The sequence below is a fragment of the Chryseobacterium sp. CS2K3 genome (assembly GCF_059515185.1).
On the sequence record NZ_JCAKRW010000021.1, the window covers coordinates 1 to 15,793 of the forward strand.

The 15,793-nt window shown below is 35.2% G+C and carries 13 protein-coding genes; 10 read left to right on the forward strand and 3 right to left on the reverse strand.

Annotated features, from left to right (window positions below; genetic code table 11):
* The first annotated feature begins 194 nt into the window (after positions 1 to 194).
* Complete coding sequence (gene bioA / locus AC5YGG_RS20665) at positions 195 to 1,484, forward strand: adenosylmethionine--8-amino-7-oxononanoate transaminase (RefSeq protein WP_496146324.1); 1,290 nt, start codon at positions 195 to 197, stop codon at positions 1,482 to 1,484.
* A 117-nt stretch (positions 1,485 to 1,601) separates the two neighbouring features.
* On the opposite strand, the gene AC5YGG_RS20670 is transcribed toward bioA, so the two are convergent.
* On the reverse strand, positions 1,602 to 2,807 hold the full coding sequence (locus tag AC5YGG_RS20670; RefSeq protein ID WP_496146325.1) for a CynX/NimT family MFS transporter: 1,206 nt from the start codon (positions 2,805 to 2,807) through the stop codon (positions 1,602 to 1,604).
* Between the two features lie 70 nt (positions 2,808 to 2,877).
* Between AC5YGG_RS20670 and AC5YGG_RS20675 the strand changes: the two genes are divergently transcribed.
* The 6 genes from AC5YGG_RS20675 to AC5YGG_RS20700 all read left to right on the forward strand — a co-directional run bounded on the left by AC5YGG_RS20675 (position 2,878) and on the right by AC5YGG_RS20700 (position 11,774).
* Entirely contained in the window at positions 2,878 to 3,684 is an 807-nt protein-coding gene (locus tag AC5YGG_RS20675) for an AraC family transcriptional regulator (RefSeq protein WP_496146326.1), read from the forward strand.
* 478 nt (positions 3,685 to 4,162) lie between these two features.
* Positions 4,163 to 4,771: a hypothetical protein gene (locus AC5YGG_RS20680; protein ID WP_496146327.1), complete on the forward strand. Its 609-nt coding sequence runs from the start codon at positions 4,163 to 4,165 to the stop codon at positions 4,769 to 4,771.
* A 92-nt stretch (positions 4,772 to 4,863) separates the two neighbouring features.
* Positions 4,864 to 5,433 (forward strand): Crp/Fnr family transcriptional regulator, encoded by a 570-nt coding sequence (locus AC5YGG_RS20685; RefSeq protein ID WP_496146328.1) that lies wholly within the window; start codon positions 4,864 to 4,866, stop codon positions 5,431 to 5,433.
* Between the two features lie 219 nt (positions 5,434 to 5,652).
* Positions 5,653 to 6,015: a hypothetical protein gene (locus AC5YGG_RS20690; protein WP_496146329.1), complete on the forward strand. Its 363-nt coding sequence runs from the start codon at positions 5,653 to 5,655 to the stop codon at positions 6,013 to 6,015.
* Between the two features lie 262 nt (positions 6,016 to 6,277).
* On the forward strand, positions 6,278 to 10,615 hold the full coding sequence (locus AC5YGG_RS20695; RefSeq protein ID WP_496146330.1) for a CusA/CzcA family heavy metal efflux RND transporter: 4,338 nt from the start codon (positions 6,278 to 6,280) through the stop codon (positions 10,613 to 10,615).
* A 7-nt stretch (positions 10,616 to 10,622) separates the two neighbouring features.
* Positions 10,623 to 11,774 carry an efflux RND transporter periplasmic adaptor subunit gene (locus AC5YGG_RS20700; RefSeq protein WP_496146331.1) on the forward strand — a complete coding sequence of 384 codons (1,152 nt, stop codon included), beginning with the start codon at positions 10,623 to 10,625 and terminating at the stop codon, positions 11,772 to 11,774.
* An 88-nt stretch (positions 11,775 to 11,862) separates the two neighbouring features.
* On the opposite strand, the gene AC5YGG_RS20705 is transcribed toward AC5YGG_RS20700, so the two are convergent.
* Complete coding sequence (locus AC5YGG_RS20705) at positions 11,863 to 12,516, reverse strand: metal-dependent transcriptional regulator (protein ID WP_496146333.1); 654 nt, start codon at positions 12,514 to 12,516, stop codon at positions 11,863 to 11,865.
* A gap of 85 nt (positions 12,517 to 12,601) precedes the next feature.
* Between AC5YGG_RS20705 and AC5YGG_RS20710 the strand changes: the two genes are divergently transcribed.
* A complete protein-coding gene (locus tag AC5YGG_RS20710; RefSeq protein ID WP_496146334.1) occupies positions 12,602 to 13,633 on the forward strand; it encodes a threonine aldolase family protein in 1,032 nt (343 codons plus the stop codon).
* A gap of 36 nt (positions 13,634 to 13,669) precedes the next feature.
* Positions 13,670 to 14,674, forward strand: a complete 1,005-nt coding sequence (locus AC5YGG_RS20715; RefSeq protein WP_496146335.1) for a phosphotransferase enzyme family protein — start codon at positions 13,670 to 13,672, stop codon at positions 14,672 to 14,674.
* A gap of 109 nt (positions 14,675 to 14,783) precedes the next feature.
* Here the strand turns inward: AC5YGG_RS20715 and AC5YGG_RS20720 are convergent, their stop codons facing one another.
* Positions 14,784 to 15,284 carry a hypothetical protein gene (locus tag AC5YGG_RS20720; protein WP_496146336.1) on the reverse strand — a complete coding sequence of 167 codons (501 nt, stop codon included), beginning with the start codon at positions 15,282 to 15,284 and terminating at the stop codon, positions 14,784 to 14,786.
* A 319-nt stretch (positions 15,285 to 15,603) separates the two neighbouring features.
* Between AC5YGG_RS20720 and AC5YGG_RS20725 the strand changes: the two genes are divergently transcribed.
* Positions 15,604 to 15,793: Arm DNA-binding domain-containing protein (locus AC5YGG_RS20725; protein WP_496146337.1), on the forward strand; the 190-nt coding region annotated here is incomplete at its 3' end.

Genomic DNA, 15,793 nt, shown 5'->3' on the forward strand with positions numbered 1-15,793 from the left:
TTATTCGTGCATTAGTGGCTAATCTAAAGTATTCAATTTTATCAGAGATAAAATCCTTGCGCCTTAAATAATCGCAGTCTATAATAAACTTTTGCGCCTTTGCGATCAACCAACATTTATCACAATATATTCAACTAAATTAAATTATTGTCAGTTCCATCACTATTATTCACTATTAATTTTTACATTAAAATATGAATGTCATAATACAAGAAACCAGTCTAAAGGAAAGAGATAAAGCCGTTAATTGGCATCCTTATACCCAGATGAAAACAGCGGATAATATAATTCCTATCACAAAAGGAAAAGGTATTTATCTCTATGATGAAGAAGGAAAAAAATATATGGATGTCGTTTCCTCATGGTGGGTAACCCTGCACGGACATTCTCACCCTTATATTGCAAAAAGGATATTTGAGCAGCTTAATACTCTTGAACAAGTCATTTTTGCAGGATTTACGCACGAACCGGCGACACAGTTAGCTGAAAATTTATTAAAGCTGCTGCCTTCCCATCAGAAAAAAGTTTTTTATTCTGATAACGGTTCAACAGCGGTGGAAGTCGCTTTGAAAATGTGTATTCAGTTTGCTCATAATCATGAAAAGAAGAAAAATAAAATATTGGCGTTCAGAAATGCTTATCATGGAGATACTTTCGGAGCAATGTCTGTAAGTGAGAAAAGTTTTTGGACCAAGCCTTTCGAGAGCATGCTGTTTGAAGTTGTTTTCATTGATACACCCAATTCCGAAAATATTGAAAGCCTAAAAATTCAGATTAAAGACCTTGTTGATGAGGTGGCATGCTTTATTTATGAGCCTTTAGTTCAGGGAGCGGCAGGAATGCTGATGTATGATGCTGAAGATTTAAATACCCTGATGAAATTTTGCAGAGAACAAAAGATACTTATGATTCAGGATGAGGTTTTTACAGGATTTGGAAGAACAGGAAAGCTATTTGCAGCAAATCATCTTTCCGAACAGCCGGATATTATGTGTTTTTCTAAAGGTTTAACTGGCGGAACCATGCCCATGGGAATTACGACCTGTTCAAAGGAAATATTTGATGCTTTCTGGTCTGATGATCAGCACAAAACATTATTTCACGGGCATTCATTTACAGCCAATCCTTTAGCTTGTACTGCAGGCTTAGCGAGCATGGAATTACTACTTAAAGAAGAAACCCAAATGAATATTCAACGGATTACCCAGCAGCATGCCAATTTTATAAAAACCCTTTCAGTTCATTCTCAGGTTGAAAATGCCCGTCAGATCGGAACTATTTTAGCTTTTGATTTTAAAAACGGACAGGGTACATCTTATTTTAATGAGATCGGGAAAACACTTTATAATGAATTTCTACAAAGAGGAATCATCATGCGCCCATTAGGAAATGTTCTCTATCTTGTTCCGCCATATTGCATTTCTCAAAAAGAACTTGAGTTTGTCTATCAAAATATTCTCGAAGTTTTAGAGCAGTTTACATAGAAAGGTTTAATAGCATTCAAAATTCATTATATCAAGACATCAAAACACCATATTTTCAATAAAAAAGAGGCTTTTTCTTGTTTAAAAGCCTCTTTTGTCTAAATTTTAAATAAAATATTAATCTTCCACAAATTTATTTCGTGCAGCCCTTATTCCAAAGTAAAGCATAATCAGTACAGCGATACTTAAGAAATAAAAGGACGTATTCCAGGAAATATCCCAATCATGCAGTTTTCCGAACACCGGAGGTCCGAATGCTGCAATAAGATACCCTACAGACTGAGCCATTCCGGAAATCTTCACCGCATTGATACTGCTTTTTGTTCTTGTTGAAAAAAACAGGATCGATAAACTGAAAGATAAACCGTTCGAAATCCCGATAATAACTGCGTTTACATAGATCCATTGAGATTTTAAAAATACAAACATCATGGTACTTGTAAACATCAAAGTACAGATAAAAAGGATCATTATTCTCTGATCTTTCATTTTACTGGCAATAATAGGACAACAAAATGTAACAGGAATCATTGTAATCTGAATCACAAAAAGAACCCATCCCGCACTTTCGCCCGGCATATTATAATCTGCAAGAAAGGAAGGCAGCCATGCAACCATACAATAATAAAATAATGATTGCAGCCCCATAAAAATACTGATATTCCAAGCCTGAGAAGATTTAAACATATTGAAATCGGAAGTTCCTAAGGCGGGCTTTGGCTGATCAGAATTCTTTTTATTAAAGATCATTTCTAAAATCAATACCAGAAATCCCAAGGCAGCAATTACCAGCCATATTCCTAAAGATCCGCGCCATCCAAAACCTGTCCATTCTCCGATTCTCACACTGAATCCAGACGCCAAAGCAGCTGTAAGATTCATGGAAACTGCAAAAATACCCGTCATCAGCCCAATCTGTTTAGGGAAATTATTTTTAACGTATCCTGGTGTCACAACATTTCCAATGCAAATTCCCAATCCAATAAATACAGATCCAATGAATAGCAGCCAAAGAGATCCTGTGATTCTTAAAAACAATCCGAAACTTAGAATAATCAATGAATACATCAATAGTTTACTAATTCCAAGCTTATTCGAAAATCTGCTTACTAAAACAGAACATACGGCAAACATAAAAAGTGGAATAGAGGTGAGAAGACTTACCTGGAAATTATCCAGCTTCAAAGCATCTCTTACCTCTCCAAGCACCGGAGATACGGCAACAATGGGTGAACGAAGATTACTGGAGATCAATATGACCACCATTACATTCAGGATCAATAGAACATAAGAAGCGTTCTTTCTTACTTCATTCTTCATCATATAAAAACTTTTGTACAAAATTAAGACAGTAATTTTGTTTAATTTTGCCAAAGTTTTAACCTAAAACGACATGAATCCAAATGACAGTATTAATATAGATGCGCTGAATAAACCTTTTTTCGTCTGGTTTGAAGAAAACTGGATTCACGATGATGTGCTTCATTCCCATCAAAAGGGACAGCTTGTGTATGTGGAAAGCGGTTTCCAGTATATTACAATTGAAGAAAAAATTTATCTTCTTCCACAAAACCATGCCGCATGGATTCCGTCAAATATTATCCATAAAACCAATTCTCATTCTGAAAAGATCAAGCTGATGATCATGTTTGCTGATACAGATAAAAAGAATCCGTTTTATGATGAGGTGAATGTCTTTTCTGTTCCTTCCGTTCTAAGAGAAATGATAAAATATGCTGAAAAGTGGTCTAAAAAACTTAAAGAAGACTCTAATGAAACTTTATTTTTAAAAGCCCTGTTCAATGAACTTCCTCATTTCGTAGAACATTCTCTGAAACTTCACATCTGCTTGCCAAAAGATAAACGGCTCACCAAGGTCATGGAATACCTTCATGATCATTATAATAAAGAAATCAAACTCCAAGATCTCGGTGATAAAGCGTTGCTATCTTCCCGTACGCTGGAACGTATTTTTAAGAAGGAAACCGGACTGACATTAAGTAAATACCAGCAGATGCTCCGTATTATTAAAAGCCTTGAATTCTTAAGTTCAGGAAATCTAACCGTTTCAGAAACAGCTTATGAAATAGGGTATAAAAGCGTGCAGGCATATACACGAAGTTTTTTGTCTGTGATGCAGGCAAGACCTTCCGATTTTATTAAAAATATTCATATTAACTCAGAAAAAGGGATTTATTAAAAATTTCAACGACGAAAACTGCCTTACTTAAAAGCGCTTCTGCATTTATACTGATACATAATTCCCATTTTTACGTTTTTTCAGATAAATACCAAATCGTCAATAATACCGTGTATCAAAACAAAAAGGTCCCCAGTGATGGAGACCTTAAAAAAACACAAATGATGAAAAAAAATTATTTCGATTCACAAATATAAGCAAAAATTATATTATGCAAAGCATTAGATGTGTATTTTTTTTAAAAATTATTTATTTTAATTAAAAATAAGCATTCATTAACATATTTTGATTTTCCTTAACATATTGAAATTTAATCATCCCGCATTAATGCAAAAAGATTACTGTACTTCTAAAAAGGCATTGAAAAAATAAAAAGTTTATTTAAAATTCTATAAAAAGGAATAACTGTTCTATTCATTGTGACTCTAATCATAAAGAAATGCTTATAATTTCGCTTAATTTGGGTAAAACAGATGATATGAAGCCCAAAAACATTAAAGGAGTTCCACTGCAAAAGTCAGGGGGATTTCATGATACAGAAAGCAAAAAACAGTTTCAGACAGAATCGGTTCCATTCAAATTTGAGATACTGAAGAAAAGATTTTTATCTGTTAATCGATGGAAAAGTTATTGCGGAGAAGCTTTTGCTGATTTTAAGCTTTACGATTCTACGGGAAATCCTACCGAACGTGATCCTCAAAAGGGAGATTTCATAAGGATCAATATTCCCGGACCAGGAGAGACAGAAGCCAAAGGTTATGATTGGGTAGAAATTGTTGATATCTGTTATTACCAGGATACCATTTCAGAAAGTATCATGATCACCTGCCGACCATCAAGAAATCCTATCGATAAAAACAGTCAGCATATTGCTCATTTTTATAGTTCCAAAGCCACTTCCTCCTTTCTTATTTACAGAAATCCAACCCATTTGAAAACCGCGGTATACGGACGCAATGAATCCCCGAACTTCAATGCTACATTTATTGATATTCTAAGAAATATGATCGTAGCAGCCGGCGGAATGATGGGAATCGCAAAAATTCAATGGAAACAACTTACAGATGGCTTTCTGGATTTTGATTAGAATAAATTTACTCTTAAAGTAACTGTTCTCATAGGCAAAATAACGATGAATAAAGCATTTATTGCTACATTTGTCAATCATTGATTTACTTCATGGAAGAACAGCTGGCTTTATACATCAAAGAAAAAATATCGGTAACCGAAGAAGAGTTGGCTACCATTCTGTCTTATTTTAAACAGATCAGATTAAAAAAGAACGAATTGCTTCTTACCACCGGACAATCCAGCCAGAAAACTTTTTTTGTTGCAAGCGGATGCCTCAGAATATTTTTTATCAATGAAGACGGGCAGGATTCCACACGATATTTTGCTTTTGAAAATCAGTTTGCCACAGCTTTAGTAAGTTTTATCACGTCCGAACCTTCTGAAGAATTCATTCAGGCAGTAGAAGATACTGAAGTTTTCTATATCACCCATAAAGACTTTTACCATCTTCTTGAAATTGTTCCGAAATGGGAAAAATTTTACAGAATCTATCTTGAAATAGCTTATGTGACCAATACCAAACGTCTTATGTCTTTTCTGGTTCAGGATGCACTTGAAAAATACCGTCAGTTATTGGAAGAAAATCCCATCATCGTCCGAAGGCTGTCCAATAAAATGGTAGCGTCTTATCTGAATATTTCACAGGAAACATTGAGCAGACTTAAATCTAAGCTTTAATTAATCCCAACATTGATCCTACATAATCAATCTACTACGAAAATTTAACTTCAGGTAATATTGAATCGAAATCTTAGTATTCTTAATTATATTAATGGTTAAAAATATAAATTTTAAATAAGATTCTACTTTTCCCATCAGCTGAAAAGCCTCTTTATTAAACAAAAATTAATCTTCTACATTTTTCTCAGGAAAAATTTAAGCCCTATATTTGCAGTCATGTTAAAATGGTTCTCCATATTATGCTCGATGATGTATGTGCTGGCTACCACCAATGCGGGGGAAGTACTCAAAGTGCCTATGTTTGTGGAACATTATCTGGAGTATCACGGAAATCTTTCAGAATTTGTCATGGAACACTATGACAATCATAAAAAAGATGCCGATTGGGACGCTGATCAACAATTACCTTTTATCAATCCTCCGATTGTATTGACTGTTCTTGCACAGCTTCCGGAGCTTACATTTAAAATCCAGAAGCCTAAGGAATTCAAAATCCCTCAGAAAAACAGTATTTATCAGGAAAAGGATTTCTCAAATCTTTATCTTTCCAATATTTTCCAGCCTCCGCGGCTTTCTTAATTGATTTAAAATTGAAATCATGCCTTAGACTTTTGTCTAAAGCTGTCAATCTTATTATTTCATCAATAAACCTGTAGCATACCCGGATGCTGTTCTGACATAAGTTCACTCAAGATGATAATCATATTTTCACAACTAAAGTGTACTTTATAAATTCACAACTTTCACTTAAAATAACTTAAGTGTTTTTAAGACTTTTATAGTTCACAACAAATTCTGGCAGTTTTATACGTGCTGCAAGTTCTCAATTAATAATTTTTTCATGTTAAACAAAATTATTGAGTTTTCTGTAAAGAATAAACTCATCATTGCTCTGTTCACCATAGGATTAATCCTTTTCGGAGTATATGAAACAACCAAACTTCCCATTGACGCTCAGCCTGATATCACCAACAATCAGGTTCAGATTATCACTACTGCGCCATCATATGGTGCTGCAGATATAGAGCGTCTCGTAACATTTCCCATTGAGCAGGCAACCAGTAATATCAGTGGAATTACAGAACTTCGAAGTCTTTCAAGATTCGGTCTTTCATTGGTAACCGTAGTTTTTGATGATGATACCGATGTATATTGGGCTCGTCAGCAAGTTCAGGAGCGATTGCAGCTTGTACAGAGCAATATTCCTGAAGGAATCGGGAAGCCTGAACTGGGACCCATTTCTACCGGATTGGGTGAAATTTTCCAGTATGTGGTAAGAGCCAAGAAAGGCTATGAAAATGTGTATGATGAAACGGAGCTGAGAACCATTCAGGATTGGGTGGTGAGACGTCAGTTACTGGGAACCAAAGGAGTAGCGGATGTAAGCAGCTTCGGTGGAAAGCTGAAACAGTACGAAATTGCTATTAATCCCAACAAACTTCAGGCATTTAATATCAATATCAATGATGTTTTTACAGCTTTGGAGAACAATAATCAGAACACCGGGGGTGCCTACATCGAAAAGAAAGAAACTGTACTTTTTATCAGAAGTGAAGGGCTTTTGGGAACAAAGGAAGATATAGGAAGCATTCAGGTTGCGGAAACAAAAGAAGGAATTCCCGTTCATATAAAAGATGTGGCTGATGTGAAAATCGGGTACGCAACAAGATATGGCGCCATGACTTATAATGATACCGGAGAAGTATCGGGAGCTATTGTATTAATGCTTAAAGGTGAAAATGCGAATGTTGTGATTAATAATATCAAGCAAAGACTTGAGAAAATTCAGGAATCTTTACCTGAAGGCGTTGTCATAGAACCTTTCCTTGATCGCGCAAAGATGGTTAATAATACGATTAGTACCGTGAAAACCAACTTGATGGAAGGTGCTTTGATCGTTGTTTTCATTCTTGTTTTATTCCTTGGAAATTTCAGAGCTGGTCTGTTGGTAGCATCCGTAATTCCTCTGGCAATGCTTTTTGCCATCATCATGATGAATATTTTTGGGGTAGGAGGAAACCTGATGAGTCTTGGAGCATTAGATTTCGGGCTTATTGTGGATGGTGCCGTTATTATTGTGGAAGCCGTACTGCATCAGCTGGCACATAAAAAGCATTTTGGAAAAGACAATATGCTCAGCAAAAAGGAGATGGATGACCAAGTTTCCGGTTCTGCTACTAAAATGGTTAACAGTGCTGTTTTCGGACAGATTATTATCCTGATTGTGTACCTTCCGATCTTTACTCTTCAGGGAATTGAAGGAAAAATGTTTAAACCTATGGCTCAGACTGTTGCCTTTGCATTAATAGGAGCATTTATTCTATCTCTTACTTATATTCCTATGATGAGTTCTTTGGTTTTAAGCAGGAAGAAAAAAGAAAAAGACAATATTTCTGACAGGGTAATGGCAAAAGTAGAAGTAGGACATCAAAAGTTCCTGATGAAAGCTTTAAAGTTCAGAAAAACCATTATCATCGGAGTTCTAGTTCTTTTTGCCGGTGCTGTTTTCACACTTTCCAGAATGGGAGGTGAGTTTATTCCATCGTTGGAAGAAGGTGATTTTGCCGTTGAAATGAGGATTCTTCAGGGGAGTAACATTAATGAAACGAAAAAAGTAACAACACAAGCATCCGGTATTCTTTTAAAACAGTTTCCGGAAGTACAGAAGATCGTTGTAAAAATCGGAAGTGCAGAGATCCCTACAGAACCAATGCCTATGGATGCGGGCGATATGATTATTGTTTTAAAGCCTAAAAAAGAATGGACTTCTGCAACGTCTTTCCCAGAACTTTCCGAAAAAATGAGCAAAGCACTGAGCGTCATCCCAGGCTTGACAACCAGCTTCCAGTTTCCTGTACAAATGCGTTTCAATGAACTTATGACTGGAGCAAGACAGGATATCGTTTGTAAAATCTATGGTGAAGACCTTGATAGCCTTACTACCTATGCGAAAAAACTGGGAAGGATTATCAACACCGTAAAAGGAGCGCAGGACCTTTATATAGAACCCGTTGAAGGAGCGCCACAGGTAGTTATTGATTATAACCGCTCTGAGTTATCAAGATACAATATTTCTGTTGCAGAGATCAATAGGGTTATCAATATGGCGTTTGCAGGACAAACTGCAGGTGCATTATACGAGGGTGAGAAAAAATTTGATATCGTTGTCCGTATGGATAATGAGCATAAAAAAGACATTACAAGTATCCAGAATTTATTGGTTCCTACAGCTTCGGGAGAGCAGATCCCTTTATCCCAGCTTGCAAAAGTAGAATTGAAAGACAGCCCAAATCAGATCCAGAGGGAAGATACCAAAAGAAGGATTATTATTGGGTTTAATGCAAAAGGAAAGGATGTACAGACTGTGGTGGAAGAACTTCAGCAGAAAGTAAATAAAAATCTTAGATTCTCACCGGGATATACCATTTCTTACGGAGGAACTTTTGAAAACTTAAATGAAGCAAAAGCAAGACTCGGCGTTGCCGTTCCTATTTCATTGGTGATGATTTTTTTACTCTTATTCTTTGCTTTCGGTTCTGTAAAACACAGTTTACTGATTTATACGGCAATTCCTTTATCTGCCATTGGAGGGGTTTATTTTCTTGCTTTAAGAGGTATGCCTTTCAGTATCAGCGCCGGGGTTGGATTCATTGCTTTATTCGGAGTTGCTGTACTTAATGGGATTGTTTTAATATCAGAGTTTAACAGATTGAAAAATAACGGAATAAAAAACACCAGCAGAATTGTGCTGATGGGTACCAGAATCAGGCTTCGTCCGGTTTTAATGACTGCTTTTGTAGCATCACTAGGATTCCTTCCGATGGCAATAAGCAACGGTGCAGGGGCAGAAGTACAGAGACCTCTGGCGACAGTAGTCATCGGAGGATTGATGCTTGCCACCCTTTTAACGCTGTTTGTCCTTCCCATCCTTTACGTCTTATTCGAACATATTAACAAAGATAAAATGAAATTCTCTAAAAAAATAAACTATAAAAAACTGTCTGTACTCTTACTTTTCGTTTCTTTTGGAAGCTTTCAGGCTCAGGAAAGTATTACTTTTGAACAGGCACTTGAAAAAGCTTACCAGCAAAACGGAACACTTAAAAGCACCAAATTAATCTCTGATTATCAGGATAAATTAAAAGCCAGCTATCTGGACCTTCCTCAGTTGGAAGTTACCGGAGCATTCGGGCAGATTCAGGGGGAAGAAACAGACAATTCATTTGGTATTTCTCAAAGGTTCAGCTTTCCAACCGTTTATTCCAAAAGAAAACAAATGCTGAATGCTGAATGGAACGCAAGTGTGATCAATCAAAATCTTACAAAGACTCAGCTTACCAAGGAAGTTACCGATGTTTTTTATAGAATTTTAGTACTTCAGGAAAAGAAAAAAGTTCTGGAATATATCAGCCAGTTATACAACAATTTTGCAGATAAGGCAGGATTAAGATTAAAGAAAGGAGAAGCCAACATTTTAGAGGAATCCACAGCAGAGATTCAGAAAGAACAGATCAAAGTACAGCTGAATTCTCTTGAAAACGATCTGAATATTGCTAAACTACAGCTTCAGCTACTTCTTCAGGCTGAAAAACCTTACCAACCCGTTGCAGATAAACCAATTATGAATATGGGGCTTCAGGTTACTGAGGAAATGGTAAAGCAACATCCGGAACTTCAGTATTTACAACAGCAGATCAAAGTAGGAGAAGCGGAAGTACAACTTGAAAAAAGCAAATTGCTACCTGATCTTCTAGTAGGCTATACCAACCAAAGCATGAAGAATATTAACAATAATAGATTTAATTCAGTTCAGGTAGGAGTGGGAATACCATTGTTTACGAAAGGACAGAGAGCATTAGCGAAAGCAGCAGAAGCTAAAATTGCCATTACTGAAAATCAATATCAGAGAAAAGAAATTGAGCTTAAAAACAGATTAAAGCAACAATTGAACAATTATATAAATCAACAGAAAATCATTGAGAATTATGAGCAGAAACAGCTTCCGAAATCCGAAACCATCTTAAAAACAGCACAAAAGCAGATGGATGTAGGTGAAATCGATTATCTGAACTGGGTAATCCTGGTGAACCAAGCTGTAAAAACCAAAGCAGATTATATCGACAGCCTGGAAAGACTCAACCAGATCGGAGCGGAACTTAATTTCTTAATTTCAAAATAACAGCGTAATGCAATTCAAAATAATATCAATATACAGCTTAGCCTTAGTATTTGCTTTATCTTCATGTTCAGGCAAAAAAGAGGAAGAAAAGACGGTTTATGAAAACACAAAATTCTCGAAGGGTAGTGAGAATATTGTTCAGCTTTCGGATCAGCAGATGAAATCGGTTGGAATTACCACAACAACTATTCAGGACAGAAATATGGAAAAGCTTGTACGCCTGAACGGTAAAGTAGAGATTTCTCCCTCTCATATCAGTTCTGTATCAAGCATTATGGGCGGGCATATCAAATCAATCAATGTGATTAATGGCAGCCATTTCAGTAAAGGACAAGTGCTTGCTGTGGTAGAAGATCCACAATTTATCCAGTTACAACAGGATTATCTGGTAACCAAAGCACAATTGGAAGCCGCAAGGCTCAACCTTAACCGCCAGAAAGACCTTAATACAAGCAAAGCAAGCAGTGATAAGACCTTGCAAACTGCTCAGGCAGATTATTCAACATTAAATGCTACCTTAAAGGGGCTGGAAGAAAAGCTTCGAATCATCGGAATCAGAGCAAAAGGATTAACTACAGGAAATATCAGAAGTAAAATCAATATCTATGCGCCTTTTACCGGTTTTGTAAGCAAAATTTTAGTGAATAACGGGCAATATATCAATCCAGCAGATACTTTATTTGAGCTGATCAATCCTACGGGATTACTTTTAGAATTAAAAGTATTTGAAAATGATGTGAATGATGTAAAAGTAGGACAGGAGATCCTGGTTTACAACAATCAGAACCCAGACCTTAAATCCAATGCTAAAATTGTGAGTCTGGTCCCAAGTATTGAAAATGGAGGTTCTGCAACGGCTATCGCTAAACTATCCACTACAAATACTGAATTTGTAAAAGGAATGTACATCAACGCAGAAGTAAATATCAGTACAAGGTACACACAAGGGCTTTCCAATGATGCAGTAGTAGCTTTTGAAAATAAGAACTATGTTTTTGAAGACCTTGGAAAATCAAAATATAAAATGATTCCTGTTATAACGGGAATTTCAGATGATCAGTTTACAGAAATCCTTAAGGCTGACTTTTTAAAGGATAAAAAGATTGTACAGAAAGGAGCTTACAGTCTTCTGATGATGCTGAAGAATAAAGCAGAATAATTACTGCAATCAATAGATTAAAATCAAAGATTGTATATTAGGGCAAATAAAAAACAACTTCATTTTTTGAAGTTGTTTTTTATTATCATTATTTCTTTACCAGTATTTTTTCAGTAGCTTTTTTACTGAGAATTTCTTTTTGACCGTCAATTTCAAGTGTCATCGATTTATCAAAACTTTCAACTTTAATGACTTTTACTTTGGTATTAAGAAGAAGTTTTCGATCATTTAAATAGGTGAGGAAAGCATCATCTGAAAGGGTAACAGAAGCAAAAACAACGGTTTCTCCTACTTCACAACTGCTTAATTTCTGTAAATCCTGAGCAATAATATTTCCGTCTTTATCCGGAATGGGTTCTCCGTGGGGGTCAAATTTTGGATAATCAAGAATTTCGTCCATTTTATCAAAGAAAATCTGCGAATGAACGTGTTCAAGCTGTTCTGCAATTTCATGAACATTTTCCCAGCCAAAATTCATTTTTTTAACCAAGAACATTTCGGTAAGCCTATGTTTACGCACTACTAATGCTGCTTCACGTCTTCCGTTTTCTGTGACAATCAACGGTTTATAGGTTTCATAGATGACCCATTTTTTTTCTGCAAATTTTTTCATCATATTATTAACGCTCGGCATTTTTACATTTAAAAATTTGCTGAGTTCATTAATCGTAACCTTTCCTTCATTGTCAACTAAGTGAAACAAAGCTTTCAGGTAATTTTCTTCTGTTAGTGTTGTTCTCAAAATGTTAGATGATTTTCTCTACAAATCTAACAAAATATTACGGAAAGATTACTCTTGTTATTTTAACTTTTTTTACTTTTACTCTATGAAATTTTCATTCAAAAACGACTATTCTGAGGGCTGTCACCCGAATATTCTACAAGCACTTTTACAATATAATCTTGACCAGCAGGCTGGTTATGGAGATGATGAATACTCTTTGAAGGCTAAAGAGCTAATCCGGGAAAAAATCAATAAGAAAGATTCTGAGGTTTATTTTGTTTCCGGAGGTACCCAGGCAAACTTAATTGTGATTTCGTCTATTTTAAAACCTTATCAATGTGCTGTTTCGGCATCTACAGGACATATTCTGAATAATGAAACAGGAGCGATTGAAGCCACCGGACATAAGATTTTAAGCATTGAAACTGAAGATGGTAAATTGCGACCATCAGACATTATTCCTGTATTAGAAAGCCACAAAAATGTACCGCATCAGGTAATGCCAAAGCTGGTCTATATTTCTAATTCTACAGAATTGGGAACGATTTATCAGGCAAAAGAACTGGAAGAGCTTTCAGATTTCTGTAAACAAAACCGTTTGTATTTGTTTATGGATGGAGCAAGGCTAGGACATGGACTTACCTCTGAAGTCAGTGATCTTACCCTGGAAAAGGTAGCCGAACTTACCGATGTATTTTATCTTGGAGGTACAAAAAATGGGGCGTTAATAGGAGAGGCAATTGTTATTAATAATTCTGATCTTCAGGGAGACTTTGGGTTTAGCATTAAGCAAAAAGGAGCTTTATTGGCAAAAGGGAGATTGTTGGGAATTCAATTTTTAGAATTGATGAAGAATGATTTGTATTTTGATTTGGCAAAACACGCAAATCAACAGGCAATGAAAATTAAAAAAGCTTTACAGGATAAAGACGTAAAGTTTCTCGCTGATACTTATACCAATCAGATTTTCCCTATTGTAAGTAACAGACTTATTGAGATTTTATCCGAAAGTTTTGAATTTTATGTCTGGAAAAAAATAGATGAAGAGTATTCTGCCATTCGTCTGATTACTTCGTGGAGTACAAATGATGAAGCCGTAAATCGTTTTATTGAAATTATCAGGCAAGAATTATAAAAGATACATTACGTATACAAAGGAATTATAAACAATATGAAATCAATTTTTCCAGCAATCTATTCGACGCTTTGCCCAATTGCATTGTCTACCCTTATAACTGAAAAATATGGACTAAAAAATGTTCAATGTAAGCTTTTGGTAAGAGGAGTGGGAGATACTTATAAAGTAGAGTCGGAAGAGGAAAATTTTATACTTCGAATTTATCGTTCTTCTCATCGAAGTTTAGATCATATTAAAAAAGAGGAAGTAAGATTATTACAGGCATTAAAAGATGCTAATGTATCTGTTTCTTATCCAATTGCAGATTTTTCCGGAGATGTTATTTTAACATTAGAAGCTATTGAAGGAGAAAGACATGGCGTTTTATTTTCCTTTGCTAAAGGTCGTGTGGCTAGATCAATAAATGACAGTCAGCTTCATACATTAGGAAATGAAATGGCTCGCTTTCATAATGTTTCTTCTGATTTTACAGTGGAATATGAACGATGGAACTTTGATCTTCAAACTACTGTTTTTAAGCCGTTGGAAACATTAAGGTCTGTCTTTACAGATCAACCTGAAGATTACGAATGGTTGAAAAATATTGCCGTTGAGATAGAGCATAAGTTAGCAAAATTTGAAACTTCAGCTTTTTCAAAAGGATATTGTCATTTTGATTTTCTGCCTAAGAATTTTCATTTTGACCACGATACTGTTACTTTTTTCGATTTTGATTTTATGGGATATGGCTGGCTGGTGAATGATATTATGACTTTTTGGATTCATTTAACATTGGATGTGTATGCAGGAAGAACAACTTATGAAGAATTTCAGAAAGCTTTTGAAATTTTTCTGGAAGGCTATCGTGAGTATCGTTCTGTAAGTTCGCAGGAAATTGCTTCTATACCTTATCTTTCGATTGGATTTTGGCTTTTCTATATGAATTTTCATACTACTCATGATCAGTTTCAGGTGTTCAGCCAGATCCCACATCTAAAATCATATGTTGGTATTATGAGAAATACTGTAGAAAAATATTGGGAGAAAGAAATTCAGTAATATTTTGAGAAAAACAGGATTGAAACCTATTATATGATTCTTCCATGCTTTTATAAAAATAAAATGCTGTTCCCTAATGTTGAGAACAGTATTTTTATTTTGTATTGATTTATTTTACAGCTTTTGCTACAACTTTACAATCAGCAGAGCTTAATGTTGATCCATCTTTGTAACTGATTTTCTTGTCATCAGCATATTTGGATTGTCCGTCTTCTTCTTTATGATCTCCAATCCCTTCCATTAAAGCATTTCCTTTCTGTAGGAAGTAAATATCTCTTTTACTTTTCTTACCTTCAGCTATAAATTCATAAGTAAGTTTTAAGGTATCTCCAGACTTAAATCCTGTAACATCACCCTTTGAGCTGTCTTTTTCACTGTTTTTATAAGTTAATTTTCCTGTGATTGTTCCAAGATTATCATCAATAGAAGCAAAAACACTGTCTTTTCCAGTAACTCCTACATAACAATACGATTTTGGACCTAAAGTATCTACCACAGGTTCTTCTACAGCAATAGTATCACTTTCAACTTTAGGAGCCACAGCTTCAGTCTTTTTATTACAATTGATCAGTAAAGCCGAAACAGCACCTAATAAGATTAATTTTTTCATATCCTTAATTGTTATAACCAAATTTTAAACTGCTAAATTAATAATAGTATTTCTATATTAAAAGTTCTGAACTCGCAGAAAATTGTAAAAGTGGATTAAGTCCCGCATTAGTAAAGGGTTTTAAAGGAATGATAAAATTGTAATGATGCACGTAAAAGCTAATTAAAGAAGTCCCAATTGGAAAAGCAGGTTACCAAATCGTTACCTACTGTTTTTTAAGATCTGAATTCTAAGTATTTGTAGTTCATAGTTTTGCTTTGTATTTCATATTGCCTCGTAACTCAATTGAATTTAATTTTAAATATTAAAACATTGAGTTATGGAAACTACAAAAAGATCAACTTTTAAGTTATTGTTTTACCTTAAAAAAAATGCACCAAAGAAAAATGGCAATGTATCTATTCCGGCAAGACTAACCATTAATGGCAGTATCTCTCAGTTTAGTACCAAGCTGGAAATTAATCCACAACAATGGAATTTAAAATATGGACGGGTAAATGGTAAATGTA

What these genes read in the sequence shown, in the direction of transcription:
- AC5YGG_RS20680 (WP_496146327.1), top strand. Translation starts at nt 4,163, where the DNA reads ATGAAGCCCAAAAACATTAAAGGAGTTCCACTGCAAAAGTCAGGGGGA.
- AC5YGG_RS20700 (WP_496146331.1), top strand. Translation starts at nt 10,623, where the DNA reads ATGCAATTCAAAATAATATCAATATACAGCTTAGCCTTAGTATTTGCT.
- AC5YGG_RS20695 (WP_496146330.1), top strand. Translation starts at nt 6,278, where the DNA reads ATGTTAAACAAAATTATTGAGTTTTCTGTAAAGAATAAACTCATCATT.
- AC5YGG_RS20690 (WP_496146329.1), top strand. Translation starts at nt 5,653, where the DNA reads ATGTTAAAATGGTTCTCCATATTATGCTCGATGATGTATGTGCTGGCT.
- bioA (WP_496146324.1), top strand. Translation starts at nt 195, where the DNA reads ATGAATGTCATAATACAAGAAACCAGTCTAAAGGAAAGAGATAAAGCC.
- AC5YGG_RS20710 (WP_496146334.1), top strand. Translation starts at nt 12,602, where the DNA reads ATGAAATTTTCATTCAAAAACGACTATTCTGAGGGCTGTCACCCGAAT.
- AC5YGG_RS20715 (WP_496146335.1), top strand. Translation starts at nt 13,670, where the DNA reads ATGAAATCAATTTTTCCAGCAATCTATTCGACGCTTTGCCCAATTGCA.
- AC5YGG_RS20675 (WP_496146326.1), top strand. Translation starts at nt 2,878, where the DNA reads ATGAATCCAAATGACAGTATTAATATAGATGCGCTGAATAAACCTTTT.
- AC5YGG_RS20670 (WP_496146325.1), bottom strand. Translation starts at nt 2,807, where the DNA reads ATGATGAAGAATGAAGTAAGAAAGAACGCTTCTTATGTTCTATTGATC.
- AC5YGG_RS20685 (WP_496146328.1), top strand. Translation starts at nt 4,864, where the DNA reads ATGGAAGAACAGCTGGCTTTATACATCAAAGAAAAAATATCGGTAACC.
- AC5YGG_RS20720 (WP_496146336.1), bottom strand. Translation starts at nt 15,284, where the DNA reads ATGAAAAAATTAATCTTATTAGGTGCTGTTTCGGCTTTACTGATCAAT.